Source organism: Streptomyces sp. NPDC040410 (genome assembly GCF_055595715.1).
This window is the reverse complement of the sequence record NZ_JBVIVK010000017.1, coordinates 113,980-139,844: the sequence shown is the minus strand read 5'-3', so window position 1 is coordinate 139,844 and position 25,865 is coordinate 113,980. Positions and strand designations below refer to the sequence as shown.

22 protein-coding genes and 3 pseudogenes are annotated in these 25,865 nt (G+C 71.5%); 9 read left to right on the top strand and 16 right to left on the bottom strand.

The annotated features are described in order from the left end of the window. Positions 1 to 22: 22 nt before the first annotated feature. On the bottom strand, positions 23 to 1,204 hold the full coding sequence (locus ACZ562_RS29200; RefSeq protein WP_471185056.1) for an FAD-dependent oxidoreductase: 1,182 nt from the start codon (positions 1,202 to 1,204) through the stop codon (positions 23 to 25). 72 nt (positions 1,205 to 1,276) lie between these two features. Between ACZ562_RS29200 and ACZ562_RS29195 the strand changes: the two genes are divergently transcribed. The 4 genes from ACZ562_RS29195 to ACZ562_RS29180 all read left to right on the top strand — a co-directional run bounded on the left by ACZ562_RS29195 (position 1,277) and on the right by ACZ562_RS29180 (position 5,394). Further along, positions 1,277 to 1,456, top strand: coding sequence for a hypothetical protein (locus tag ACZ562_RS29195; RefSeq protein ID WP_471185053.1), 180 nt, complete (start codon positions 1,277 to 1,279; stop codon positions 1,454 to 1,456). A 663-nt stretch (positions 1,457 to 2,119) separates the two neighbouring features. Next, complete coding sequence (locus ACZ562_RS29190) at positions 2,120 to 3,217, top strand: NAD(P)H-dependent flavin oxidoreductase (RefSeq protein WP_471185050.1); 1,098 nt, start codon at positions 2,120 to 2,122, stop codon at positions 3,215 to 3,217. Positions 3,218 to 4,286: 1,069 nt separating this feature from the next. Further along, on the top strand, positions 4,287 to 5,141 hold the full coding sequence (locus tag ACZ562_RS29185; RefSeq protein ID WP_471185047.1) for an enoyl-CoA hydratase/isomerase family protein: 855 nt from the start codon (positions 4,287 to 4,289) through the stop codon (positions 5,139 to 5,141). A gap of 37 nt (positions 5,142 to 5,178) precedes the next feature. Beyond that, a complete protein-coding gene (locus ACZ562_RS29180) occupies positions 5,179 to 5,394 on the top strand; it encodes a hypothetical protein (RefSeq protein WP_471185044.1) in 216 nt (71 codons plus the stop codon). Between the two features lie 184 nt (positions 5,395 to 5,578). On the opposite strand, the pseudogene ACZ562_RS29175 reads toward ACZ562_RS29180, so the two are convergent. The 5 genes and pseudogenes from ACZ562_RS29175 to ACZ562_RS29155 all read right to left on the bottom strand — a co-directional run. Beyond that, positions 5,579 to 5,698 (bottom strand): annotated as a pseudogene (locus tag ACZ562_RS29175) (DUF5937 family protein); the annotation flags it as partial. 114 nt (positions 5,699 to 5,812) lie between these two features. Beyond that, on the bottom strand, positions 5,813 to 6,934 hold the full coding sequence (gene tal / locus ACZ562_RS29170; RefSeq protein WP_471185042.1) for a transaldolase: 1,122 nt from the start codon (positions 6,932 to 6,934) through the stop codon (positions 5,813 to 5,815). A gap of 282 nt (positions 6,935 to 7,216) precedes the next feature. Then, on the bottom strand, positions 7,217 to 7,696 hold the full coding sequence (locus ACZ562_RS29165) for a universal stress protein (RefSeq protein ID WP_471185039.1): 480 nt from the start codon (positions 7,694 to 7,696) through the stop codon (positions 7,217 to 7,219). A gap of 50 nt (positions 7,697 to 7,746) precedes the next feature. Then, the gene (locus ACZ562_RS29160) at positions 7,747 to 8,787 is read right to left on the bottom strand and encodes a PP2C family protein-serine/threonine phosphatase (RefSeq protein WP_471185037.1); all 1,041 of its coding nucleotides are present in this window, start codon (positions 8,785 to 8,787) and stop codon (positions 7,747 to 7,749) included. A 361-nt stretch (positions 8,788 to 9,148) separates the two neighbouring features. Next, positions 9,149 to 9,238 (bottom strand): annotated as a pseudogene (locus ACZ562_RS29155) (transposase); the annotation flags it as partial. A gap of 387 nt (positions 9,239 to 9,625) precedes the next feature. Between ACZ562_RS29155 and ACZ562_RS29150 the strand changes: the two are divergent. Then, the gene (locus ACZ562_RS29150) at positions 9,626 to 9,829 is read left to right on the top strand and encodes a cold-shock protein (RefSeq protein ID WP_037751662.1); all 204 of its coding nucleotides are present in this window, start codon (positions 9,626 to 9,628) and stop codon (positions 9,827 to 9,829) included. Positions 9,830 to 10,045: 216 nt separating this feature from the next. Here ACZ562_RS29150 and ACZ562_RS29145 read toward each other — a convergent pair whose 3' ends face one another. Both ACZ562_RS29145 and ACZ562_RS29140 read right to left on the bottom strand, forming a co-directional pair. Continuing rightward, positions 10,046 to 10,321 (bottom strand): hypothetical protein, encoded by a 276-nt coding sequence (locus tag ACZ562_RS29145; RefSeq protein ID WP_471185034.1) that lies wholly within the window; start codon positions 10,319 to 10,321, stop codon positions 10,046 to 10,048. A gap of 96 nt (positions 10,322 to 10,417) precedes the next feature. Further along, a complete protein-coding gene (locus ACZ562_RS29140) occupies positions 10,418 to 11,146 on the bottom strand; it encodes a dienelactone hydrolase family protein (protein WP_471185112.1) in 729 nt (242 codons plus the stop codon). Between the two features lie 399 nt (positions 11,147 to 11,545). Between ACZ562_RS29140 and prfB the strand changes: the two genes are divergently transcribed. Beyond that, positions 11,546 to 12,721 (top strand): peptide chain release factor 2, encoded by a 1,176-nt coding sequence (prfB, locus tag ACZ562_RS29135; protein ID WP_471185032.1) that lies wholly within the window; start codon positions 11,546 to 11,548, stop codon positions 12,719 to 12,721. A gap of 47 nt (positions 12,722 to 12,768) precedes the next feature. Next, complete coding sequence (locus ACZ562_RS29130) at positions 12,769 to 12,963, top strand: hypothetical protein (protein WP_471185030.1); 195 nt, start codon at positions 12,769 to 12,771, stop codon at positions 12,961 to 12,963. A 228-nt stretch (positions 12,964 to 13,191) separates the two neighbouring features. Here the strand turns inward: ACZ562_RS29130 and ACZ562_RS29125 are convergent, their stop codons facing one another. The 6 genes from ACZ562_RS29125 to ACZ562_RS29100 all read right to left on the bottom strand — a co-directional run bounded on the left by ACZ562_RS29125 (position 13,192) and on the right by ACZ562_RS29100 (position 19,120). Then, positions 13,192 to 13,959, bottom strand: a complete 768-nt coding sequence (locus ACZ562_RS29125; protein WP_471185028.1) for a hypothetical protein — start codon at positions 13,957 to 13,959, stop codon at positions 13,192 to 13,194. A gap of 208 nt (positions 13,960 to 14,167) precedes the next feature. Next, positions 14,168 to 14,413: a hypothetical protein gene (locus ACZ562_RS29120; RefSeq protein ID WP_471185026.1), complete on the bottom strand. Its 246-nt coding sequence runs from the start codon at positions 14,411 to 14,413 to the stop codon at positions 14,168 to 14,170. Positions 14,414 to 14,501: 88 nt separating this feature from the next. Further along, complete coding sequence (locus tag ACZ562_RS29115; RefSeq protein WP_471185023.1) at positions 14,502 to 15,434, bottom strand: NAD-dependent epimerase/dehydratase family protein; 933 nt, start codon at positions 15,432 to 15,434, stop codon at positions 14,502 to 14,504. Continuing rightward, a complete protein-coding gene (locus ACZ562_RS29110) occupies positions 15,431 to 16,537 on the bottom strand; it encodes a cytochrome P450 (protein WP_471185020.1) in 1,107 nt (368 codons plus the stop codon). The genes ACZ562_RS29115 and ACZ562_RS29110 overlap by 4 nt, the downstream gene beginning before the upstream one ends. After that, on the bottom strand, positions 16,534 to 18,018 hold the full coding sequence (locus ACZ562_RS29105; protein ID WP_471185018.1) for a class I adenylate-forming enzyme family protein: 1,485 nt from the start codon (positions 18,016 to 18,018) through the stop codon (positions 16,534 to 16,536). The genes ACZ562_RS29110 and ACZ562_RS29105 overlap by 4 nt, the downstream gene beginning before the upstream one ends. A gap of 76 nt (positions 18,019 to 18,094) precedes the next feature. Next, a complete protein-coding gene (locus ACZ562_RS29100; RefSeq protein ID WP_471185015.1) occupies positions 18,095 to 19,120 on the bottom strand; it encodes a 3-oxoacyl-ACP synthase III family protein in 1,026 nt (341 codons plus the stop codon). A gap of 218 nt (positions 19,121 to 19,338) precedes the next feature. On the opposite strand from ACZ562_RS29100, the gene ACZ562_RS29095 reads away from it, so the two are divergent. Both ACZ562_RS29095 and ACZ562_RS29090 read left to right on the top strand, forming a co-directional pair. Then, positions 19,339 to 22,401: a non-ribosomal peptide synthetase gene (locus ACZ562_RS29095; protein ID WP_471185012.1), complete on the top strand. Its 3,063-nt coding sequence runs from the start codon at positions 19,339 to 19,341 to the stop codon at positions 22,399 to 22,401. A gap of 111 nt (positions 22,402 to 22,512) precedes the next feature. After that, positions 22,513 to 22,674, top strand: a pseudogene (locus tag ACZ562_RS29090) (GNAT family N-acetyltransferase); the annotation flags it as partial. On the opposite strand, the gene ACZ562_RS29085 reads toward ACZ562_RS29090, so the two are convergent. Next, positions 22,674 to 25,325, bottom strand: coding sequence for a SpoIIE family protein phosphatase (locus ACZ562_RS29085; protein ID WP_471185010.1), 2,652 nt, complete (start codon positions 25,323 to 25,325; stop codon positions 22,674 to 22,676). The pseudogene ACZ562_RS29090 and the gene ACZ562_RS29085 sit on opposite strands and share 1 nt — an antisense overlap. A gap of 137 nt (positions 25,326 to 25,462) precedes the next feature. Next, a complete protein-coding gene (locus tag ACZ562_RS29080) occupies positions 25,463 to 25,738 on the bottom strand; it encodes a hypothetical protein (RefSeq protein WP_471185007.1) in 276 nt (91 codons plus the stop codon). Positions 25,739 to 25,865 lie beyond the last annotated feature (127 nt).

The following is a 25,865-nucleotide window of genomic DNA, read 5'->3' as shown; positions in this document are numbered from 1 at the left end:
GAAGGAACCCAACGGGTCTCTGCTACTCGGGGAGGCGGAAGCCGTTGAACAGGTCGTCCATACCGCGCACGGCCAGGCGAGCAGGGGTGGCTCGGACCGCGAGGTCGCGGGCCGCCACCGCGAGCGGGTTACGGAGTGCGCCCAGGCGGCCGACCCGGCGGGCACGGACGCGCACGGCGTCGCCGCGGTCGCGGCGGGCGGCGGTGTACGCGGCGAGGGCGGCCGGGGTGGAGTCCGAGCTGTCACCGCTGTCTCCAGCGGGCAGCAGGTGGGCGAGGACAACCGCGTCTTCGATGGCTTGGCAGCCGCCCTGGCCGAGATTGGGGGCCATGGCGTGGGCGGCGTCGCCAAGCCAGGCGATCCGGCCGTGGTGCAAGCGCGGGAGCGGGGCGGTCAGATCGTAGAGGTCGTTCCGGAGGACCTCGGAGGGGTCGAGGCGGCCGACGCGGTCCAGCAGGGCCGGAATCGGGTCGTGCCACGAGCCGAAGCGATGGCGAAGTTCGGCGCGGTGGTCGGCCGACCTGGTGCCGGCCGGGACGACTGCGGTGGCGTAGAGGTACAACCGGCCGTCGGAGAGCGGGGTCACGCCGAACCGCTCGCCCCGTCCCCAGGTCTCACTCATGGCCGGTATCCGGAGGTCCGGGGCGTCCACGATGGTCCGCCAGGCGGTCTCGCCGATGTAGTGCAGGCCGGGGTGGGTGGGGAAGTACGCGCGGCGCAGTGGGCTGTGGATGCCGTCGGCGGCGACTACCAGATCGGCCGTGAGGTCCGGGCCGACTGCCGTACGGATGGCCGGACGGCCCGCGGCGTCGTCGACGGCGATCACGGCGGTGCCGTAGCGGAGGGCCTCCGGCGGCAGGGCGGCCGACAGAGCGGCGGTGAGGGCCGGGCGCGGGACGGCGATCGGGGGCATGCCGTACCGGGCTGCCATGTCGGCAGTGGCGGTCCGGGTGAGCCACCGGCCGTCGGAGCGGCGTAGGCCCATGGTTGCGGGTACGGCGCGGCCGGCGGCGTGGGCGGCGTCGACGTCGATGGTTTCGAGTGCGCGCAGGGCGTTGGGCGCGAGACCGATGCCTGCGCCGGTGGTGGGCGGTTCGGGGGCGCGTTCGCAGACGGTGACGTGCCAGCCGCGGCGGTGCAGTGCGATGGCGGCCGTGAGGCCGCCTATTCCGGCCCCGACCACCACCGCGTGACGTTTCGGCATGGAAGACCCCTCAGTTCGTTCAGGCATTCTCTACAGTTGTAGAGCCTCACTCTACAACTGTAGAGTGAGGGCATGTCCGACCCTGCCTGCCGCACCCTCATCGCGGACACCACGATCGCCACCGTGGCCGCGGCCGGCCTGCGGGTGGCTCACGCTCCGCGCGATCGACGAGCAGCAACGCTTGCCGCCGATGACCTGATCAGGCTTGATGCGCGGCCGGCCCGGCCCGAGCCGGGCTCCCGTATCGCGTAAATCACCGCTGTGAACCGGGTGCAGTCGTTGGTGTTCCTGCCGGTCAGGGCGAAGGAGAGAGAGCGGTCGGCCACGTCGCCCGCAAGGTGGCCTGCGGCTGGACGGCCTACTTCTTGCACGTCGTCGCTTGCGCAGGCCTGCACGGCACGCAGCGCAGTCTGCGGCATTGCCGACGGAACTTCCAGGCGCAGACACCTGTTTGCACAGGTACCACCGTCAGCGTTCGGCGCCGGGCTCACCGCTCCGTGTGCATTCCTTGCCCCGCACCACGGGCCTCTTCGTCGTCCTGCTGGGGGTGTTGAAGGCCGGTGGCGCCTACATGGCCATCGATGTGCGGTCGGACAGCCGCAGGGAGGCCAGTGGGACTACGCAAGGCAGCCCAGCCGCAAAGAACTGGCTGCCACGGCCCTGCTCGCGCTGTCGCTGCTGGAGCCCGCGCTGAAGCCGCGCACTGGGTCCCCGGAGGACGGGACGGGCCCGATGCCGCACTCGGCCTGTGGGCCGGTGTGCTGCCGCTGCATTCGGCAGGGGGTGTTCCGGAGACGGACCCCGCCCTGGCCGGCGGCGGCCTGCTCCCGCGCGCCTGGCGGCCCTTGTCGGCCGATGCCCGGGTCGGCGATAGTCGTTCCGGTTTCTATGAACTGTCAAGGAGAGATCACCGCAATGAGTACCACCCGACGGGCTTGGGCGAACGACCGCTTGCTGGATCTGCTGAACATCGAACACCCGATTATTCAAGGCCCCTTCGGCGGCGGGCTGTCCTCGGTTCGCCTGACCGCCGCGGTCGCCGAAGCAGGCGGGCTGGGTTCCTTCGGTGCAAACATCACCGCCCCGGAGGAGATCCCGGCCCTGGTCAGGAAATTGAGGGACAGCACGAGCAAGGCCTTCGCGGTCAACCTGTGGGTGCCGCTTCCGGGGGAGACCGAACTGCGCCTCGAAGGGGCTGACTTCGAGGCCCACCTCGCGCCCTTGCTTCCGTATTTCGACCGGCTCGGCGTGACCCCTCCCCGGCAGTTGCCGACCGTACACGACTTCACGGCTCAGGCGGAGGCGCTCCTGGAAGCCCAGCCCCCGGTGATCAGTTTCGTCATGGGTGTTCCACCGCAAAGGATCCTGGCCGAGGCCCGTCGGCGCGGGATCGTCACGATCGGCACGGCGACAACGGTCGACGAGGCTGTCGCCCTTGAGACGGCCGGAATGGACGCTGTTGTCGCCGCAGGCAGCGACGGGGGTGGTCACCGCGGTTCCTTCCTGGCTCCGGTCGAGGAGTCCCTCGTCGGCACCTTCTCGCTGGTGCCCCAGGTCGCAGATGCCATAACGGTCCCGGTCATCGCCGCTGGGGGCATCGCCGACGGGCGCGGTGTCGCCGCCGCACTCACTTTGGGTGCGCACGGGGTACAGATCGGCACCGGCTTCCTGGTGACGGAGGAGTCGGGAGCCAGCACTGTGCACAAGGCGGCGCTGCACGGCCCACAGGCCCGTACAACGGTACTGACCAGGCTCTTCTCCGGACGCCACGCTCGTGCACTGCCCAATCGGTTCATGAAGGAGATGGCCGCCTTGGAGGACCATGTCCCTCCTTACCCGCTGCAGAACGCACTGATGCTGCCGATCCGGCGAGCGGCTGGTGCCCAGGGACTGGCCGACTACGTCAATCTGTGGGCCGGACAGGCGGGCCCGCTGACACGTCCACAGCGGGCACATGACTATCTGGAGAACCTTCTCCGGGAAACTGATGTCGCGTTCTCGCGTGGCGTTTGACCACGCTTCCTCCCTGGCAGGGCCGTACCGGCGGCGTCTGGCTGGTCATTCGTCGTCCCTCGACGGCGCCCTGGCAGACCTTGAGCACGGCATTGCGGGCGGCCGTGACCCACTCCAGGAACTGATTAACACCCTGGCAGAGGGAGCCTCTTGGCCGACGTCCTCGGGCAGTTCGGCCTCGAAACAGAGTCGCGCCCAGGTACGCGGCCATGAGGACGCCGGTGCAGGCGCCATGTTTCCGGACTCGTTCCCGGTGCTCGCGTCGCTGGTGGCCTGGGGGAAGGCAGCCCGGGGCCCAGCGACTCGGCCGCCCATTCGCCGACCGGCCACCCTTCTCGTGGCAGAGACCGGTCTCCGCACCCTCGGCCGTTCCCGAACAGCCGGCCGTCAGCAGTGCGAGAACCGCCGCCAGCCACGTCAACAACCCGTGTGGGAGTGAGTCCTGGACATGGTCTCCCTCGATCGGAGCGGGCGAGACGCGGGGCAGCTCTGGCGGAGGGTGCGGGGAGCAGCCTTCACGGACCGCCTCGGCGGTCGGTGGGCCCGACAACCCCGTGTGTCCGATCTGTGACCAACGGAAGCCATCGGCGCCTGACGGACTCCCTGCTGTCCGTCTCGTGACAGGAGGCCGAACGACCAGGCGGGGAGACGGCTTGCCGTGCCGGACGTCGGATTGCAGCGATCTGTCGCCGAATTCTCCAAACTGTTGAGCGTTTGGCCTCCGCTGTTCACGCTTGCCATGTCAAGTGCCCGGAAGCACGGCCCCGGGCCCCGCCGCTTCAGAAGCGAGTCGAGCATGGTGCGTGTCCGTTCGTCCCTGGCGCAGGTGCCCGACTTTGTTCCGGGCCAAAAGCCGCCCGGTGCGGTCGTGCTGGCCAGCGATGAATCCCCCTGCGGGCTGTTGCCCGGGGTCGCCGGAGCGCCTACGGAGCTGGCGGCGGCATGTCGTGGCACCTCGACCTGAGCGCCACTTCACTCGTACAGGCCGTACCCGGGCCCCACACTGCTGCGGGAGAAGGTCGCCCGCGGCGAGCCGGGCCGCAAGAAAGACAGGTTAGGTGTTCCACCGATGGCAATGAACGACAGCCCTGCCCTCCCGGCTGAGGAGAACGGACCGGGGCACCCTGCCCCCTACGGGGTGGCGTACGACGTCACCGATGCCGTGGCCGTCATCGAGCTGCGAGGACCCGCCCCAGGCAATGCGCTCGACGCGCACATGCGCAGCGCACTCCTCATGGCGGCGCGACGCCTCACCACGGACACCGCACGCGGTGGGGTACGGGCAGCCCTGATCACGGGGCGCGGCAAGCACTTCTGCGTCGGCCAGGATCTCAAGGAACACGCCGGACTGCTGAAGACCGCACCGGCCACGGCCTTCGCGAACCTTCCCAACGACTACAACCCGCTGATCAAAGAGCTGCACGCGCTGCCGATCCCGCTCGTCGTGGCCGTCGAGGGCGCCTGCGTCGGAGCCGGGCTCGGCATCGTGCTCGGCGCCGACCTGCGGGTCGCCGCCGAGGGCGCCCGCTTCGCGACCGCCTTCACCGGCATCGGCCTGGCTTCGGACTCCGGCGTGGCCCGCGCCCTCGCCCGCCAGCTCGGCCCCTCACGGACAGCCGGAATCATGCTTCTGGGAGAACACTTCTCCTCGCAGGACGCCGAACGCTGGGGCCTGGTCCACCGCGTCGTACCGGACGGCTCCGCCGCGGCCGAAGGACTGACTCTCGCCCGCTCCTTGGCTGGGGGCCCCACCGCCGCCTACCGGGAGATCAAGGCACTGCTCCGGTCGGCCGCTTCCCTTCCCCTGCCGGCGGCGCTGGAACGCGAGGCCGTCATCCAGCGCCGGCTCGGCGCCACCGACGACCACCACGAGGCCGTCACCGCCTTCCTCGAACGCCGCCGTCCGGCCTTTCGCGGCCACTGACCCACCCACACGCCGAGTACACCGGGAATCGAACACCATGAACACCCCGACCGGCACATCATCAGCGTCCCAGAGCCCGGACTCCGCCTTCGAGGACACCACAGCCCGCGACCAGCGCATCGAGCCCAGGGGCTGGATGCCCGACGGCTTCCGCGCCACCCTCATGCAGATCGCCCCACGCCCACGGCAGACTGCGGAAACCCATACCCGGCGCCCATGGGTGAGCCGACCCTACGAATGGCTCGCTCAGTAACAAACGTAGGGACAGCGGAGTTCGGGTATGGGTCACCGCGATGAGGGGCGGATTCTCCGGCAATCGAGCGGACGGCGGAGGGCTCTCCGGTTGGGCGGTCGTCGGCGGCCTGGCTCCGCCTGCCAACACCCGCGTCCGTCACGGGCGCCGACCCGCCGCGGCTCTTGGATCAACACCGGTCGTCGGGGTACTGCACCACCGGCTGCCACCCGGGCGCGTGCACCACAACCAGGTGCGGGCGGCCGAAGACGCTGGGGAGGAAGGTGACCCCGGTGCCGTGAGCGGCTGTCGCGTTGTCCTGCAGCGTGCACAAAGGTCACTCTGTGTGCGGCCGCGTCCACGCCCGTGATGCCGAGACGCAGGGACACCGTGCTCGGCGTACCACTGGGGCGGGTGTACGTCGCCTCCGAGTCCATGGTCAGCTCCTCTGCTGTTTGGGCTGTGCGCGCAGCGTGGCGGACAGCTGCTCGCGCAGGCGGTCCCAGCTAGCGTCGAACGCGGCAACGCCCTCGTCCTCGAGTTTCTGGACCACATCGTCGTAGTCGATGCCCAGGGCCTGAAGCCGCTCGAATACCTGTTGTGCTTCGGCGTAGTAGCCGCGCACCGAGTCATCGGGCACCTGGCCGTGGTCGGCGACCGCACGGAGTGTGGCCTCGGGCATGGTGTTGACCACGCCAGGCGCGACCAGGTCGACCACGTAACGCGTGTCTGGGTAGGCCGGGTCCTTGGTCGAGGTCGATGCCCACAGGGGCCGCTGCGGGCGGGCACCGGCCTCGCGCAGCACGTCCCAGCGCCGCGAGGCGAACGCCTGCTCGTAGTGCTGATAGGCGAGCCGGGCATTGGCGAGCGCGGCCCGGCCGCGCAGTCCGGCGGCCGCCGCCGTCCCGATCTTGTCCAGTCGCGCGTCCACCTCGGCGTCGACGCGGGAGACGAAGAAGGATGCCACCGACCCGAGCGAAGACAGGTCGCGGCCGGACTGCCGGGCTCGCTCCATCCCGTCGAAGAAGGCATCCATGACAGCGTCGTAGCGGGCCAGCGAGAAGATCAACGTGACGTTGATGCTGATGCCCTCGGCCAGGCACGCGGCGATCGCCGGCAGCCCCTGACGGGCGGCGGGAATCTTGACGAACAGATTCGGCCGGTCGACCAGCCACCACAGGGCCCGAGCCTCAGCGATGGTCGCCGCGGTGTCGTGGGCCAGGCGTGGGTCGACCTCGATCGACACCCGCCCATCCACCCCACCCGTGGCGTCGTAGACCGGCCGCAGCACGTCGCATGCGTCGCGGACGTCGTACGTGGTCAGCGCCCGCAGCGCCTCCCCTACCTCCACACCCCGGACGGACAGGTCGCGCAGTTGCGCATCGTAGGCGTCGCCCGCTGTGATGGCCTTGGCGAAAATGGTGGGATTGGTCGTCACTCCCACCACGTGCTCGTCGGCGACCAGGTCAGCGAGACTGCCCGTTGCAAGGCGTTCCCGGCTCAGATCGTCAAGCCAGATCGAAACCCCGTAGTCACTGAGCGCAGTCAATGGGTCGCTCACGGTTTTCTCCTTCACGCTGCGCGGCGGAGTGAAGGCCGCTGGTCACATACCTGGGGATTCCGCCCGAACGTGCCGAGGCGGAGAGCGTCCGTAAACGCCGAGGTCACGTGCCAGGTTCCTGTCCCGAGCCGCGCCGCCGGGCACCCGACGCTGCAACCAGCGATCAGTTTCAGCCTGTTGGCCATGGGCCCGCTTGGCAAACGCAGACGGAGCAAGTCCACCTCTCCTCATGCTCATGGCCACGGGTGCCCTGCATGACGTGGCGGGGTCTCGGTCAGCAGCTCACTGCCCCTGGCCCGGCCGCCCGACAGGCACGACGACGACCGGGAGCTGGGCGTGGTGCACGACCTCGGTGCTCGTGGAGCCCAGCATGAGGCGCCCCCATGCGCCTGAGCCCCGGCTGCCGACCACCAGGAGGGAGGCGTCATGGCTTGCGTCCAGCAGGACCTGCGACGGGCGGCCCGGTTCGACCCTGATCTCCACTTCCACCGGCGCGCCCCCGACCTGCTCTCTGGCCTCCTGAACGGTCTTGGTCACCGCTTCCCAGGTGGCGTCACGCAGCTGCGTGTCCAGATCGTGAAATCCCGAGGCGGCAGGCCACGCCAAGCCGCTGTACCTGGTGGTGAAGTCGTACGCACACACGGCGCGAAGGCTGGTCTGGCGCAGCTGTGCCTCCTGAAGGGCGAATCGTACGGCGGGCCCGGAGGCGGGGGAGCCGTCGGTGCCGACCACGATCGGTGCGGGAGGGGCGGCGTTCGTCATTGCGGATCCTCCAAGCCGTGTCGTGCACTGCCCGAGTGGGCTGCGCCTGTTCAGGCGGTCCTGCGGACCAGGAGTGCGGTGATGTCGTCCCGCTGTTCACCTGCGGTGTGGCGGCTGAGGTCGGCGGCCAGGCTGGCGGCCAGTTCCCAGGGGGAGCCATCCGCCCAGAGCTGCAGGCGTTCTTCGAGGGGATAGAAGGCACCGGTGGTGTCGCGGGCCTCGGTGACGCCGTCACTGCAGGCGAGAAGGGTGGCGCCGGTCGGGAACGGGAACCAGGCAACGGTCCGGGGTTTCGAGGTGAGGTCGGCAAGGCCAAGGGGCACACCCGGCTCGCCGAGCGGAACGGAGGTCACCGGACCGGCATGCAACACGTAGGGCGCAGGATGGCCGCAGTTGACGGCCTGCGTCTCCGCCGAGACGTCGATGCCCAAGATGAGAGCGGTGACGAACCGCTCGGGCTCACCAGTCTGCTGAGCGAAAGCGTTGTGCCGGACGACAGCCCACTCCAGGTCGTCCACGAGCGCGGTGAGCGTCGGCTCGCGCAGGGCGGCCTCGCGGAAAGCTCCGAGCACGGCGAAAGCAGCTCCGAGCGCGGGCAGTCCCTTGCCCTGGACGTCACCGAAAAGCAGCCGTGTCCCGTACGGTGAGGCCACCGCCTCGTAGATGTCTCCTCCCACCAGCCGGTCCTCCTCCACCGGCAGGTACACCCCGTCGACGATCACCTGCTCGGTCAGGACGGGCAACGGGCGCAGCATCTGACGCTGGAGGGCGACAGCCGTGGACCGGACCCGATGCAGATCCTGCTCGCGCCGGAGCCGCACGTGACAGGTCAGAACGCACAACACGCCGAGCGCCGCGGCCACCACCATGATGATCACGAAGTTGCCCCAGGAGGGGAGGGGACGGTAGAGCAGCACTGCAGTGAGGACGATCAGTACCCAGCCGGCTGCGCAGGCAGTCTGCCGCACAGTCCCGACCGCGGCCGGGAAAGCCGGCAGCAGGACCAGCAGGGGAGCGAGCCGTACTGTGCGGTCGTCGATGGCCAGCTCCAACAGCACAATCGGAACGGTCAGCACAACCACGTAAGCCATCGGAGCCCTGACGGCGCTTCCAGGAAACGGCTCTACCCCGCGCTCGGTGCGCGGCCTCTGCGGCGCGTCGGGCGGACGGAAGAACACACTCCGACGAATCACCTCTCCAGGCTCTCCCAGTCCACCGGCCCCGGCAATCAGCCGATATGGCACGGTCGTGTTCGGTATCGGGAGCAGGGGCCTGGAGCGAGTCCCATGGGGGTGATCGCGCCCGGGGCATTCTGGGTGGCACGCGCCCGGCAACAAGGGCCGCGTTTCGTGGCCACCCGCTGCCCTTGCCTGCGGCCATGGAGTGCGCGTGGTCCACGCCGAGGCCATGCGCTGCAGCCGGTGCTCGGCCGGGTGCCTTCACGCCAGTGAACCCCAGACGGAAGGCGGTGGCGTCGCCGTATCCGGCGTCCGCCACGACCAGCGGAACGCTAACGCCCCAGCTGCGGGCCTCGTCGATCATCCCGTCGAACAACTCCGCCGTGAACGCCTCCAGGTCCTCCCGGACCCGGCCGTCTCTCCAGGTGTCACACCACGACAACGACACCGCAGCCCGACAGACACGCCACTCACAAGTGACGCTGACCAAGCCTGACCAGTCGTTGCACGCGGCGACGGGTCGCTGCCTGGACGCCCAGGCAGGTCGAGGCAAGCGCAACACAGTTCTGTCTGAGGGGCCTACTCACTGGTGACCGGCGCATCCGCCCTGTAGCGTCGTGCGCAGATGTCGTGGTTCGCAGTTCCTGCCCGCGCCTAGGTGCGGGCGTTTTGCTGTGCAGTACCCGAGGACCAAGACGACCACCTCCGGGTACGCGCGGTGCGGACCCGTCAACAGATGAAAGGCATCAGCATGGCCAGCGGAACCGTCAAGTGGTTCAACGCCGAGAAGGGCTTCGGTTTCATCGCGCAGGACGGCGGTGGTCCCGACGTCTTCGCGCACTACTCCAACATCAACGCCAGCGGCTTCCGGGAGCTTCAGGAAGGCCAGGCCGTGACCTTCGACATCACCCAAGGTCAGAAGGGCCCGCAGGCGGAGAACATCACTCCCGCCTGAGCCCGCCCCACGGCCGGCACGGTGCCCGAGGCGGCGCTCCCGCCCGGGTGCCGTGCCGGCTCCGCGGACCACTTGGCCGATCATCAACCAGGGTGTTGAGCACGTCGCCCTGGACGTTGCGAACGGCGCTCCGGGGAGCAGGTTGTTCTGGACTGCGCGGTTCACGAGGCGTCCTGGTGCCGGCGGGCACGTCCATCAGCCGGGCATGCTCGGTGGTTAGCTCCTCGGCGGCGTACGCGGCGATCGCTTCCCCGCCGTGACGGCGGGGTCGTCGTCGAACTCGCCCAGCACGCCGAGGACTTCTACCAGAGCCCTTTTGGGCCGGCGCTTCGCGCGCACGGACTGGTCGCCGCCGATGAGGCGCCGGTTGCCGATGAGGGCTTCGCGGTGGTACGCGGAGACGTCGGTGAAGGGGCGGCGCCAGTGCTCGCGGTAGGTGTCCAGGACTTCGCGGGCGTCGGCGGGTAGTCGTCGCCCCGGCCGGGTCCGCATGAACCCCGCGAGGCGATCGTACGGCAGCCGTGACCCGCAGTGCCGCGCCGGCCGGGAACGAGCTCCGGCCAGCGCGCCGAGCACAGCGATCTCGCGTCAGCTCAGATGCCGGACGAAGAACCGCAGCGAGCTGTCCACTTCGAACGACGGCACATCCCCGTGCGTGCCAGGGTTGGCGTGCAGTGTCTTCTCAGCCGAGGCCAAGGCGTCGAACAACGCCAGGCTCTGGTCCCGCGGAACCATCTGGTCGTCCCACTGGACCAAGAACTGCACCGGCACACTGATCCGCGCGGCGTCCTCGGCCAGCCCGTGCACACCGAGCAGACCCAGCACCGCGGCGCGGATCCGGGGCTCCGCAGCGATGAGCGGGATGCCGAGCCCGCAGCCCATCGACATGCCGCAATAGCCCACGGGGCCGACGCCAACATGGTCGAGGCGCTGGGTCGCAGTCAAGACAGCCTGCCAGTCGGCGACTGCCTGACCGGCCAGATAGCTGTGCATGCCGCCGACCAGCGCGCCCGGATCCTCACCGGCGGCCATGCCGGCGCGCATCTCGGCCGCGATCCGACCGAACTCCTCGTCCTTTGGCCGGTCGCCGTGGTTGGGCGCATCGATCGCGACGACCGCGAAACCCTCGGCGGCGTAGCGGCGCGCGTGGGACACCGTGCTGGGGGCCGTCTTGTGCTGCCCGCCGCCGTGACCCAGCAGAATCATGGGACGAGTACCGCAGGCGCCTTCCGGCGTCCACAGCACGCCGGGGATCCCGTCGAAGGTGAAGAACTGTTCAGTGACGCCTTCCGATGACGTCTGAGAGGTGAAGCGCATCAGCGTTGCAAGCCTTTCGGGAATGCCTTGTTCGGGCGTTCCCAAGCCTTGCGAAGGAGGGAACCCCGACCTGTGACAGCACTGATCGGTCTCACCTCCTCGAATGCGTAGTGGTGCACGGCGGCGCCGAACGTATCACGGAGATCACCATCCGAGCCTCGCCGGGGCGAACATTGCCTGGCACCGGACGAGTTCAGAGAACTGCAAGAGCCCGTCCAGCGGCCCGCCGGTCAGCTCGGCCTGGGTCCGTCCCGGCCGTAGCCCCGGGCCTCGGTCGTCGTGGTGGCGGCCGTACACACGGCCGCGCAGCAGTTGCTCATCGTCGCCGTCTCCCCGGGCCTCGCCGCCGGGTAAAACAGGCAAGGCGAAGGCTGCGTGCCGACTGGCATAGTGGCGCCAGTGACAGTCGCCGTATCCGAAGAGCTGAAGTCTCTCTCCTCGACCATGGGGTCGATCGAGGCGAACCTGGACCTCGACAAGATGAGGGCAGACATCGCCGTGCTCACGGAGCAGGCAGCTGCCCCGTCCTTCTGGGACGACCCGGAGGGGGCGCGGAAGATCACCCGCAGGCTTTCGCACCTCCAGGCCGACGTCCGCAAGACCGAGTGCCTGCGCGGCCGGATCGACGACCTCGCGGTCCTCTTCGAGCTGGCGGAGGAGTTGGGCGACCCGGACACCCGGGGCGAGGCCGAGGCCGAGCTCGCGGCCGTCCGCAAGGCCCTCGGTGAGTTGGAGGTCCGCACTCTCCTGTCCGGCGAATACGACCGGCGTGAGGCGCTCGTGAACATCCGGGCTGAGGCGGGCGGCGTCCACGCCGCCGACTTCGCGGAGCAGCTGCAACGCATGTACCTGCGCTGGGCCGAGCGGCACGGCTACGGCACCGAGGTGTACGAGACGTCGTACGCGGAGGTGGTCGGCATCAGGTCGACCACCTTCGTCGTCAAGGCGCCGTACGCCTACGGCACGCTCTCCGTGGAGCAAGGCACGCACCGGCTGGTCCGCAGCTCACCGTTCGACAGCCAGCGCCGCGGCCCAACCTCCTCAGCCGGTGTCGAAGTGCTGCCGGTCGCCGAGAAGTCCGACCATGTCGAGATCGACGAGTCCGACCTGCGCGTCGACGTGTACCGCTTCTCAGGCGTCGGCTGCTCCAGCGTCACCTCCGGCTCCGCAGTGCGAATCAGACACATCCCGACCGGCATCGTCATCACCTGCGAGAACGAGCGCTCCCCGGCCCGGAACAAGGCCAATGCCATGGATGTCCTGCAGACAAAGCTGCACCATCAGCGCCAGCAGGCAGAGCAGGCACAGCAGGCAGAGCAGGCAGAGCAGGCCAAGATGGACATCCTTCATGGCAACGACGACAGTTCCGGGAACGGTGACGACTTCATCCGTTCATATGACCTGTTTCCACGCCAGACAGTCAAAGACGTCCGCACCGGCCACGAGGCCGGCAGTCCGTGGGCCGTGCTGGACGGCGACATCGACGGCTTCCTCGAGGCAGGCGTTCGCTGGCGCAAGAGCCAAGCCGCAGTGAAGCTTCCCCTTGGTCGTGGACACTTGGAGACTGGGACGTGAGGTTCCAGAGGAGGTAGTGCCAGGCTCTTCGTGAAGGAGAGCGACCGGTGAGGGAGCTGTACGCCGCCCGCCGGGTCCGCCTGATGGCCGACCACGAGCCCGCACACGAGATCACCGTGCCGCGCATCGCCTGCCGCAGGACCTACGGCGTCCCGCGGATCCACGCCGAACTGCGGCGTCTGGGGCGGCGCGTGAACCGCAAGCGCAACGCCTGCGGCTCCGCAGCCGGACGTAGCCGGTGAGCGGAGTGTCCGTCAGAAGCGTGCGAGGGGCGGCCGGCCACGCGGAGGGTGACGACCGAGCCGGCCAGTCGAGATCGCCACCTTTGGCATGCGGGCCGCGTGAACGTTCCACAAGCGTTCGACGAACTCGACGACGTCGCGCCGCAGCTGTGTGTGAAGTCGTGGGCCGGGTGACCTGAGGTCGCCGCTTGCAGCCCCGTCAAGGCGGGGCTGCAAGCGGCCGAGTCGTCAGCGGACGTCGACGTAGTCGCCCGCGGCGTTGGCCGCCGATGTCGTGGACGTGCCCGCGAAGGACCAGCGCCAGTAACCGTCGGCCGAGGCGGTGACCGTCGTGGACAGGTTGCCGTAGCTGCTGGTGTAGACCGTCTTGACGGTCGTGTAGGTGTTGGTGCCCGCCTTGCGGAACTGCAGCTTCACCAGCTTGTCGGCGTAGCCCGCGTAGGTGCGTTTGTCCCAGTTGGCGCGGGTCAGCTTGCCTGTGACCTTGAGCGGCTTGCCCTTGTAAACCGGCTCCGGCGAGGCGTCGACGGTGAGCTTGCCGCGTCGCAGGACGGGGTGCTTGGGCTCGCCGCCGTTGTTGTAGAGGTCGCCGTCCTTGGCCTGGAGCTGGACGGTCACGTCCCACGGACCGGCGAGGGTGTTACGGGGCACGCCCCAGCCCGAGTCGAGCTTGACGGTGAGCTTGCAGGTGGAGGTGGTGGCGCTGACCGTGGTGCACGTCGGGCGGCCGTGGTACGACCAGTAGTCGTCCCCGACCTCGCGGTCGATCTGCAGGAACGCCATGTTGCTGCTGATTCCCGAGTCGTCCGAGGCGGTCACCGAGATGGTGAACGACTCGGTCTGGGACGTGCCGAGGACGACAGGCTTGCCACCGTTCACGGACAGCTTCTGGATCACCACACTGGTCTCCGCCGCGTACGCGACAGGGGCGGTGACCGCGGAGGCGGAAAGGACCAGGGCGCCGGTGAGAACGGCACTTATGGATGTTGCGCGCATGAATTCCCAAACGGTTGGAGCCGGCCGCAGACCGTGAGTCCCCCCGGTCGCGGGCATGGCAGGTGGCGTGAGGATACGTCACCCGCACGGCTCAGCCGTCGGCGGACGGCCCGCCAAGTCCCCACGCCTGGTGCATCGCGTCGGCGCTTTCCGCCAGGGCGCGATCGACGGAGCCCTGGGACCGTGTCCCCGAGTCCGAAGCGTTCGGCTACAGCAGCTTCCGCGAGCTGCACGGGGCCGCGCTGGTCACGTCCGGACGGCACCGGGACCCGTCCAAGCCGCAGACGGTGAGCTCGCGGATAGCGCGCTCGGTGGCGACCTGGGGGAGGTCGTACTTGAGGCATCCGTCTTCCGGGTTGACGAGGGGTGCGAGGTGTTCGAGGGTGGTGATCTGCTCCGCGCCCCGGCCAGGCAGGGTGGTGAGGAGGATGATGAGCTGGATCGGCTGCGACATGCGGGGGACCTCCGCTGTCGAGCAGGCCGCAGGGCACTTGTGCTGCCGGGCACTTGCGGAACCTGATGACGGCGCCCACTGGTTTCCACTACCGCTGCGTCACGGCTGATCGGCCGGCCGCCACCGCCGCCGTGTAGTCGGTGATGCTCCTGCGCGCCGACCACCCCCGCTGCCGGGCCCTGGTGGTGTCCAGGACGATGCCCCGGGCGAGTTGGTCGACCGCGTAGCGGGTGAGGACCGGCTCGGCTCCCGGGCGCAACCGCCCCAGCCGCTCGGCGGCCTGTGCCGCGGCCCGTGCCGCGGGCCGTGGCACATGTGCGAGCCGGGCGCGTACCCCGTGGGCATGGAGCACCGCGAGCATGGTCTCGTCCCGCCGGTAGGGGAGCGCGTCGGCGATGTTGTACGCGCCCGAGGGCCAGTCGGCGGCCATGAGGCAGGCCTCGGCGAGATTCTCCACGGCTGTCAGGCTGAGCTCCACGTCTGGGCCCGGCAGCAGCAGCCGGCCACGGCGCACCCGGGCCAGCAGGCGCGGCACCAGATGGGGATCGCCTGGCCCGTACACCGCGCGGGGCCGCAGCACGACCGCACCTGCCGCCAGGGCCAGGGACTCACCTGCCGCTTTGGTCCGTCCGTATGCGGTGGGCTGGCCGCGTACCGGATGGTCCTCGGTGACCGGGGTCCCTCCGGTCCTCGGGGTGTACACGCTGGCGCTGCTCACCCATACCAGCGGGCGGCCCGCAGCGGCCTCCAGCAGCCGCCTCGTTCCGTCGACGTTCACGGCGTGCATCACCGCCTCGGCCGGGGAGCCGGGCAGTGGGTCGCCGACGGCGGCCGCGCAGTGCACGACGATGTCGGCACCCCCGAGATCAGGCACCTGCCGGGTGGCCTCCCAGGGGAGGTGACGTCCCACCGGACCGGGGCGGCGGCCCACGCAGAGCACCTCCGCCCCGTGCGCGGCGGCGGCCACCGCGACGTGGGAGCCGCAGAATCCGCTGGCCCCGGTGACGGCGACGGTGATCATTGCTCCTCCGGCGTGCTGCTGGGGCCGATGGTCAGGGAGCGCCAGCCCGGCAGGGCCGCACTGCGGTCGACACGGGCGCGGACCACGCGCGGGCGGTGAACCGCCAGCGCGGCGAGGAGGTCGTCGAGCTGGGCCCGGGCCAGGCGGGCGCCGGGGCAGGCGTGCGGTCCGGCGCCGAAGGCCAGTTGGGCGACGGCGGGAGCGGCCGGGCAGCGGGCGTCGGGCGGCGTGTCGTGGGAGCGCGCGGCGTGCCGAGCCACCAGCAGCAGCCTGTCACCGGCCCGGACGGGGCAGCCGCCCACGGTGGCGTCGGCCGCGGCGACTCGGGGCAGCAGCGGTGAGGGCGCGGTGACCCGGAGCAGTTCGGCGACGAGGGTGGGGCGGAGCGCGTCGTCGGCGGCCTGGTCCCACAGCCGGGCGTCGGCGCACCAGGCGGCGGCCCGGGGCAGCGCGGCGACGGTGGTGTTGACCGCGGCGACGGCCAGCATCGCCCGCAGTGCCGCAGCACCGGAGCCCCCGGGCGCCAGGAGTGCCTCCAGCCGGGCCGCGGCAGCGGCGGCACGGGCCTTGCCGGGCCATCGCGGGCCGGGTAGGTGGTCCCGTACGGCCGTCGCCGCGGCCTCCGTGGCGGCCCGGGCGATCGTCGGCGGGTCGGCCGGTACGTCGAGCAGCGCGCCGACGGTGGCCCCGGCCAGTTCCCGGGCCAGCGGCACCAGGTCCACGGGGCGGCCGGCGCGCAGCGGTTCCAGGTGCCGGTCCAGGACGTCCAGCCAGACCGGGCGCAGATCCGCCGTTCCGGCCGAGGAGAGTTGCTCGGCGACGGCGCGCCGGGCCTTGCGGTGCTCGTCGCCTTCCTGGTCGAACAGTAGGCCGCCACCGGACAGCTCCCGGGCCGCCGCTCCGGTGGTGCCGGCCGCGCCTCGGTCGAGCGGGACGCGGGTGAGGACCTGGCGGAACGCCTCGGTGCCGTGTATCAGCACGGTGCCGCCGACCCGCGCGACGGACCGACGGCGTGTGGCCGCCAGCAGGACGAACAGCGCGGGGTGTGAGCGGGTGTAGACCCTGCGGTCCCGGCGCCGGGCCGCGGCCGTGGCGGCCCTCATCGCGCGGCCGGGCATGCAGCGGTGAGGCGGGCGGCGGCGAGGCGTGCGGTGGCCGCGCGGTCGGGCTTGCGGGAGCGGCCGGCCAACGGGATCTCGGCCAGCAGCACGGCGTCCGGGCGGGCGGCCCCCATCCGCCGCAGCGGGCCGGACAGTTCGGCACGTACCCGCGCCGGATCGGCCCCCGGGCCCGGTTGTACGACGGCCACCAGCCGCTCGTCGCCGTCATCGGCCGGTACCCCGACGAGCAGGGCGAGTTCCACGCCCGGCACATGCAGGGCGGGTTCGTACAGGCCGGGATAGATGTTCTCCGCGTCCCTCAGCACCATGTCCTTGATGCGGCCCTCCAGTACGATGCGTCCACCTTCCAGCCGCCCGCGGTCGCCGGTGGCCACCCACGGGTCGGGGTCCTCCCCCAGGTAGCGGTGACGGGCCGCGGGTCCGGACAGCAGCAGCTCACCGGCACGGCCGGTCCTCGCCGCCACATCGGGCATCGGATGCCCCACCAGGTCGCCGTCCCCGTCGTAGGCGGCCTTCTCCGTCTGCTCCACAGCCGCAGCGGGGAACAGCTCGGTCAGCGCGTACACACCCCACGCCTCGTGCGCCCCGGCCGCCTTGACGCGGGTCAGCAGCCCGGCGCTCGCGGGCGCCGAACCCGTCCACACCCGCCCCGTGAAACCGCCGCCCACGGCCAGCACGGCGCGCAGTTGCGGCGGCGTCAGATAGGTGGCCTGGGCGTCCAGTCGGCGCAGCTGCCGTACCAGCAGCTGCGGTGACCGGGCGGGCAGCGCGACCGGCGCCCCGCTCGCCAGGGACGGCACGAGTACGAAGAAGGGATCGCCGAGCACGGGCGCCCCCGGCTCGGGCCGGACCAGCCTGGAGACCTGGGCCAGGCCCGCGGCGAGCGAGGACCGGGTGTGCACCACCGCACGCGGCCGGGCTGTCGTGCCCGAGGTGAACACGATCACGGCGTCACCGTCCCCGTCCACCGGGGCGGGCAGCACACCGGCCCGTGGCACCCGCTCCAGGGCGGGCGCGCAGCCGGGCAGCCGGGGGCCGACCGTGGCCACCGGACCCAGCCCGGCCAGGTGCGGAAGGTCAACACCGAGGCGGCGGGCGAGCGGGCGGGCCCAGCCCGCGGCGGCCTGCGCGGCGCAGTCCGCGACCACCATGCCGGGGCGGGCCAGGGCGAGCTGCGCCCGGAGCACTTCCGGTCCGGCGGCCGGGTCGAGGACGGCGGCCCGCAGGCCCAGCCGGTGCACGGCCAGCAGTACGGCCAGAGCATGCACCCCGGGGCGTACGGCGACGCCCACCGTGTCGGCGCGGCGCAGGCCTCGGCCGTGCAGCGCGCAGGCGTACACCTCGGCGAGATCGGCCAGTTCGCCGCAGGTGGCCCGGGTCCGTACGGAGCCGGACCGTGTGGTGCCCAGCAGTGCGGGCCGCTCCGGGCGGCGGCGCAGGGCGAGGGGGACGGCGTCAAGCATCAGGCCATGTCCTTTCCGTGGCGGCCGCTGCCTGCGTCGGGGGACCGGCGGGCGGGCACGGCGGGCCGCTGCCCGCTCACGCCTTCTCCCAGACCATCGTCATGATGCTGACCCCGCCGCCCAGGCCCACGAACAGCACCTTGTCACCCGGACACAGCCGGTCGTACACCCGGTCGAGCTGGACGCCGAGGGTGGCGGAGGCGACGTTGCCGATCTCCGGGACGCTCACCACCAGCTGGTCCTCGGGCACTCCGGTGAGCTCCACGAAGCGCTCAAGGTACGGGACCGTCACCTGGTGCACGAGCACATACCGGTAGTCGTCCCAGCCGAGGCCCGTGCGGTGGCGGACGCGGTCGAGCACCGCGGTACCGACCTTCTCGAAGACCTCCCTCAACTCCCGCCCGTCGCCGGTGAAGTACGTGTGCTCCTCGGAGCGGGGGTGCCGGGACCCGCCGCCGAAGATGCCGCCGACCGGCCAGTGCTCGGATCGGGTCTCGGTGTCCACGTCCAGCACGCCGCCGTGGTCCACCGGCTCCAGTACGACCGCGGCGCCCGCGTCGCCGAAGGTGTAGCCGGCGAACCCGCTCACGACCTCCGCCCGATCGGCCGGGTCGAAGCGGACGGCGCGGCTCGGGGTCTCGCCGGTGACGACCAGGGCGCGCCGGGCGCGCCCGGCCAGGATCAGCGCCCGCGCGGTGTCGATGCCGTTGACGAAGCTGTTGCAGGCGTTGGTGACGTCCAGCGCGTGGGCGCGGGAGCCGAGTGCCGCCTGCACGATGTGCGCGGTGGCTGGCTCCACCAGATCGCGGCTGGCCGAGGCGAACACCAGCAGGTCGATGTCGAACGGCGTCAGCCCGGCACGGGCCAGCGCGTCACGGGCCGCCGCCACCGCAAGGGTGGAGGCGTATTCGCCCTCGGCGGCGACCCGGCGGGCGGCGATACCGGTGGCCCGCCGGAGCATTCCGGCCGGAAATGGCTGACCGATCGCTCGGGCGAGCCGCTCCTGCACCTGATCGGAGGTCACCTCCTGCTCGGGAAGGAAGGAGCCGACAGCGGTGATCCCCACACGGCGGCTCTGGTCCGCTGCGAGATGTATGTGCATGGAGGGATGGTTGCGAACCCGGCCGGCGGCGGACCTGAGTACCTGCACTCAACAGCCGTGAGTACATCAACGTCACCGGCCGGTTCCGGCCGGGTGAATTGACGCATCCGCAGGCACCCCGGCCCTCCCTATGGTGGCACCGCCGCCCACGGCTGCGCCGCGTCCGGTGGGCGGGCCACGGCGAAGGACGCCGGTGTGAAGAGTGAATACGGGAGACCATGAGAGCGACAGCCCCCCATCGGGACGGAGACGGCAGCCACGCCGGATACCGGTTCCGGCGGCCGGTGTCCCCCAACGAGTGGCTCTGCCTGGCCCTGGAGCGGTCAGGGTCGCCTTTCGTCATCCAACTGGTCGTCGAGGGGGAGGGCACCGTCACGCTCGACGCGCTGCGCCGGGCCGTCCACCGGGCCTCCGAGGCGTGCCCCGGCGCGCGGCTGACGCTCAGCGGCAGGATGTGGGTGGACAGCGGACGGCCCCCGGCGGTCCGGGAGGCCGGGGACCTCGACACGGCGCTGCGCGCGCCGTTGGATCCCCTCGCCGGGCAGGGCTGTGAGGTCGTGGTCTCGGTGCAGCCGGCCAGCCCTCCGGGCGCCGCGAAGCCGGCGGTGACGCTGGCCTTCCGGGCCCACCACGCGGTGATGGACGGCCGTGGTCTGCACGCATGGGCTCTCGACGTCTTCCGCGTCCTGCGCGGCGAGGACCCCGTCGGCGCACCCTCACCCTGGCACGACTACACCCTGCTGGAGAACCTGACCGGCGCCACAGGCACTCCCCGCAGGCAGTGGCAGCGGGCCGCCTGGCGCTCCCCGCTCGTCCGCGCAGCGCGTCCGGGGGAATCCGGTGCGCGCTGGGCGCGCCGGGCTCTGGACGGCGTCCATCCCGGGCTGGTGGCGAAGATCGCTGCAGCCGTCACCGACCACTCCGGCACCGCCTCGCGCGTCATGGTCCCCGTGGATCTGCGCCGGCACCGCCCAGGACTGCGCTCCACCGCCAACCTCACCCTGCCGGTCTTCCTCGCGGGCAGCCCCGGCCGGACCTGGCAGGAGTGGCACGAGCAGCTTCTGCGGGCGCTCGCCGACGACCGCGAGCTGGCCGCAGGCGAGGAGCGGTTCGTGACCCGGCTGCCCCGGGGCGTGCTGCGTGGGCTGTCCCGGGCCGCCGGTGCCGCCGTCTCCGCGCTCGACCGCTACCCGTGCACGGTGCTGGTCAGTCATCTCGGCAGGGTCGAGCCGCAGGACCTGCGCGCGCCCGGCTTTGAGGCCCACACCGTGTACCCCCTGCCGTTGCAAGCGCCTCTCATCCCTGCGTCCTTCACGACGATCGAGTTCGACCGGCGCACCGAGCTGGTGGTGTCGGCCGACAGCAGCCGGCAGACGGACCGGGCCGCCGCACTGCTGGCCGCCGTGTGCGAGGCACTGTCGCCCGCCGCCCACCGTGCTGGAATCAGCGCCGGCCCGCCCATGCCCGCCGAAGCCCCCGCCACCCTGACCGCGTTGCTGCAGCGTCAGGTGACGCGTACTCCGGAGGCACAAGCGCTGGTGGGCCCGGAGGGTCCGGTGAGCTATCGGGAACTGGACCGGCGCTCCGACGTGGTGGCGGCCGAGCTGGCCGCCAGGCAGGTGGGGCGCGGGGCGGTCGTGGGGCTGCTGGCTGACCGCACCCCGGCGGCGCTCGCCGGCCTCTGGGGGGTCCTCAAGGCGGGCGCGGCGTATCTGCCGCTGGACCCCGGGCACCCACCGGCGCGGATCGCCGGGGTGCTCGCCGACTCGCGTGCCGCCCTGTGCCTGGTGGGTGCGGCGTACGAGGGCCTGCCGGGCGAGGACTGCCCGGTGCTGGTGCTGGACCGCCTGCCCACGGAAGGCGCCGAGCCCGCCCCTGAGCGGGCGACGCCCGACGACGTGGCGTACGTCATCTACACGTCCGGTTCCACCGGGGTGGCCAAGGGCGTGCAGGTCGAGCACCGCGCCCTGGTGGCGTACGTGCGCTGGGCGACGGAACGCTACGGCATCGACGCCACCACCCGCTTCGCCCTGTTCACCTCCCTCGCCTTCGACCTCACCGGTACGGCGGTGTTCCTCCCGCTGCTGGCCGGGGGCAGCGTCGCCCTGGTCCCTGAGGCGGCCGACCCCTGCTCCCTCGCCGAACTGCTGACCGGTTCCGGCGCCAACGCCCTCAAACTCACACCGGCTCATCTGAATCTGATCACCTCGCTCGGCGTCGAGCCGAAGGGTTTCCGGGCCCTGATCGTCGGCGGCGAGCAACTGCGCGGCACCGCGGCGGCTCGGGCCCAGCGGCTGTTCGGCCCCGGATGCCAGATCTTCAACGAGTACGGACCCACCGAGGCGACCATCGGCTGCGTGGTCCACACCTTCGACCCGCAGCGGGACGGCGACCGGCCCGCCGTACCAATCGGCCTGCCGACCGCCGGTACGCGGGTCCTGCTGCTGGACGACGACGGCCGTCCGGCCAGCCCGGGTGACGTCGGCGAGATCCACCTCGCCGGGGTCCAACTGGCCCGCGGCTACCTCGGCCGGCCCGGACTCGACCGGGAGCGGTTCGTCCGCCTGGCCGACGGCACGCGCGCCTACCGCACCGGCGACCTGGCCCGGCTGGCCTGCCACGGCGCCCTGGAGTTCCTGGGCCGGTCCGACGACCAGCTGTCCGTCCGGGGGTACCGGATCGAACCCGCCGAGGTGGAGGCAGCGCTGGAACAGCATCCGCAGGTGACCCGCGCCGTGGTGGCAGCCCGCCCCGGACCGGCAGGGGAGCCGCTGCTGTGCGCGTACGTCACCGGAAGCACAGAGCCCGAGGCGCTGCGCGAGCACACCGCTCGGCTGCTGCCGCCCCATCTCGTCCCGACGGCCATACGGGTTGTCGACGCGTTCCCCTGGACGGTCAACGGCAAGGTCGACCTTCGCGCGCTGCCGGCCCCGTACGAGCACGACCCCGCCGGCCGGGAGCGGACCGCCCCGCAGGCCGACCCCCTGGTAGCGGCCGTGGCGCGGATCTGGTCGCGGCACCTCGGCACGGCCGACCTCCCGATCGGGCCCGCCGACGCCTTCCACCGGCTGGGGGGCGATTCGCTGACGCTGCTGCTGATGCTGAACCAGGTCGCCCGAGATCTGGTCGGCCAGGAGGGTCGGGAGGTGTTCCAGGCCGGGCTGCGCGGCCTGATCAGCGAGGTGACCGTGGAGCGGGTGTGCGCCGCCGTACGAGCCGCCAACACCGGTACCAGGGGATCCGGCACCAGCAGGACTCCCCGCCTGCGCTCAGCACGGTGACGCCCACCGCCGGCCGCCGCGGCCGTCGTCGTATGGAGGCGGCTGCATTCCACGGCCGGCACTGAACGTCCTGTTTGATGCCGGTGACGAGGACGTGGTGGTGACCCCGAACTACACTTCGGCGTCTACGACAGAGCCTCCGGCGCCCAGGTCGGCTGTGCCCGCGTTGTCACTGACCCGGCCACCTTCGCCTGGTTGTGTGACGTGTACGTCGCACGCGACGTCCGTGGGAAGGGCCTGGGAACCGCTCTGGCCGCCGCGGTCCGGGACCATCATCGTCGCGCGAGCGGCTCTTTCCCACCACCGTCCGGGGTGCCCGGGCCGGGTGGCTCCTCGGCTCCGGGACCTGGCTCTTCGGCCTCCGCGGGTCCGGTGGGCAGGGCCTGCTCGGCCCAGATCGTCTTGCCCGTGCGGGTGTGGCGGCTGCCCCACCGCTGGGTGAGCTGGGCGACGAGCAGCAGACCGCGGCCTCCCTCGTCGAAGACGCGGGCCCGGCGCATGTGGGGGGCGGTGCTGCTGGAGTCCGAGACCTCGCAGATGAGCGCGGTGTCACGGATCAGGCGGAGTTGGATGGGGGATCCGCCGTAGCGGATTGCGTTGGTGACGAGTTCGCTGACGACGAGTTCGGTGACGAAGCCGAGGTCCTCCAGGTGCCAGGCGGCCAGTTGCTCGCAGGCCAGGGCGCGGGCGCGGGCGACGGACGAGGGGTCCGCCGGTACGTCCCAAGCGGCGACCCGGCCGGCTTCCAGCGCGCGGGTGCGGACCACGAGGAGGGCGACGTCGTCGGCGGGCCGGTCGGGCAGCAGGCCGTGCAGGATTCCGTCACAGATCTCCTCCAGTGCGCGTCCGGGGCCGCCGAGGGCCCGGCGGAGCAGGGCGAGCCCGTCGTCGAGGTCGCGGTCGGGGGTGTGGACGAGACCGTCGGTGTAGAGGGCGAGGACGCTGCCCTCAGCGATGTCGAACTCCGCGGTTTCGAACGGCAGACCGCCCAGCCCCAGGGGTGGCCCGCTCGGCAGGTCGAGGAAGGAGACGTTTCCGTCCGGGGTGACGATGGCCGGGAAGGGGTGACCGGCGCGGGCCGCGCTGCAGCGGCGTGAGACGGGGTCGTAGACGGCGTAGAGGCAGGTGGCTCCGACCTCGCCCGGGCTCTGTGGTTCCTCGGCGGCATCCGGTGTCCGCTCGGAGTCCAGGCGCAGGACGATGTCGTCGAGCTGGGTGAGCAGCTCGTCGGGGGCGAGGTCGACGTCGGCGAGGGTGCGTACGGCGGTGCGGAGCCGGCCCATGGTGGCGGACGCCTGCACCCCGTGGCCGACGACATCGCCCACGACGAGGGCCACCCGGGCTCCGGACAGGGGGATGACGTCGAACCAGTCGCCGCCGATGCCGGCGCGGGAGCTCGCTGGCCGGTAACGGGAGGCGACCTCGACCGCCGCCTGTCTGGGTGTGTGCTGCGGGAGCAGACTGCGCTGAAGGGCGAGTGCCGTGTCGCGTTCCCGGGTGTAGCGGCGGGCGTTGTCGACGCACACCGCCGCGCGTGCCGCGAGTTCCTTGGCGAGCAGCAGATCGTCATCGTCGAAGGGTTCCGGTGTCCGGTGGCGGCCGAGGATCGCCAGGCCGAGCGTGATGCCGCGGGCACGCAGCGGCACCACCAACAGGGTATGGATGCCGTGGGTGTCGATGCTCCGGACGCTGTCAGGGGAGTCCGCGGCCCACCACCGCCGCCCGGCGTCGTCGACCGCGTGGAACAGACCACGGCCGTCCGTCAGCACGCGTCCCTGCGGCGAGTCCTCGCGGTAGCCGTGCCGGGCACCGACGGGGATCGTCACCTCGGGACAGCCCTCCAGCACAGACCGGCAGGCGGTGCGGAGGAAGACGGGCGCGGCATCGGGCACGGCGGCCGTCTCGTCCCCGGCCAGCGCGGAGTCCAGCAGGTCCACGAGCGCGAAGTCCGCGAAGTGCTCCGTGCACACCTCGGTGAGTTCCTCGGCGGTGCGGGCCACGTCGAGGGTGGAGCCGATCCGAACGCTGGACTCGTTGAGGACGCTCAGTCTGCGCCGGGCGAGGAACTGCTCCGTGCTGTCCATGGCCGCAAGACACATGCCCCGTACGCGGTCGGCGCTGTCCTTCAGCGGGCTGAGGGACACCAGCCAGGCGTGTTCGCGGAGCTCGCCGGGGGCGTGCAACCGGGCTTCGTAGGGCACGGTCTGCCCGGTGCGCAAGACCCGCTGCACCGCGTCACCGAGGCCCTCGAAGCCGGGCAGGCGCCGCAGGCCGTCGGCCGACTCGCCCACCCGCCAGCCCAGCAGATCCCTGGAGGGCCTGCCCATCACCCCCTCCATCGCGGAGTTGACGGACACCACGAGCCCGTCCTGGTCGAAGAGGGCCACCGGCACGGGGAACTGCTCCAGCGCCCACTTCTGCAGCCGCGCCGCTGGCTCGGGCACGGTGGCCCTCACATACCAGCGGACCGCACCGGCCGTGTCCAGCAGTGGGTGCGCCTCCAGCTGCACCTCGACACGATGGCCGTCCCGGTGCCGCACCGCGACCGTGCCGCTCCACTCCTCCAGTTCGGCCAGGCTGCGCATGGCGTCGGCCGGCAGCGGTTCGGCCAGCAGATCAGCCGCGGAGCGGCCGATCACGTCACCGGGCCCGAAGCCGAGCAGGCGGCGGGCCGCGTCGCTCCATGCGGTGACCAGCCCCTCGGCGTCCGCCGCGGCCACGGCGGCGTCGCGGCTCACCGACGCGGCCCTGCGCTCGTCCACCGGTACACCCTTCTGCACGACACCAGCGTCACCACTCATTCTGCGCCGAGCCCTGTCGACGAGCAGGTGGAGCGGGCTGGCCCCGCGGGCGTGGCAGCGGCGCTTGGCCTCGCGGTCGGCCTGCGGCTTGGTGGACGCCACCTCGCCGGCCGCCGAGATCATCGCCAACACCCCGTCGCAGAACGCCGGCGCCTACGGCCGGCTCGTCCGCGATGTCCTGGCCAATCCGAGCTGCAACGCCATGCCGCAGAGGCACGGACGGCTGCCCAGCATGCCCGTAGCGCCGCCGACGCCGCCGCTCAGGCTCTCTTCGACGCCACCGAAGCGGCCCAGGCGTGCCCGCAGCGCACCGTGCTGGCTGTCGCCCGCGACCGGTACACCGAGAAGGCAGCCCTGGCCGGGCGCCGCGACGGCGTTACGCCGTTGCCGAGGGCGCCCAAGGGGGGCCGGCGCAGTGCGAAGACCGGCTGGAAGCGTCGGCGGACGTCGTCGCCAAGGCCCACCGCGGTATCGAGGAGAGCCGTGAGCGCCGCGACCAGGCCCGACAGGGACACGAGAGACTGCAGCGTCGCCAACGACTGCTGGCTGCCGTCCGCACCCCCGACGGCGTCACCGACATGACCAGCAGCGCAGCAGTCCCTTCCAAGAGATCGAAGCCACCGCCGGGCAGCTGGCCGCAGCCACCGACCGACACGAACAGGC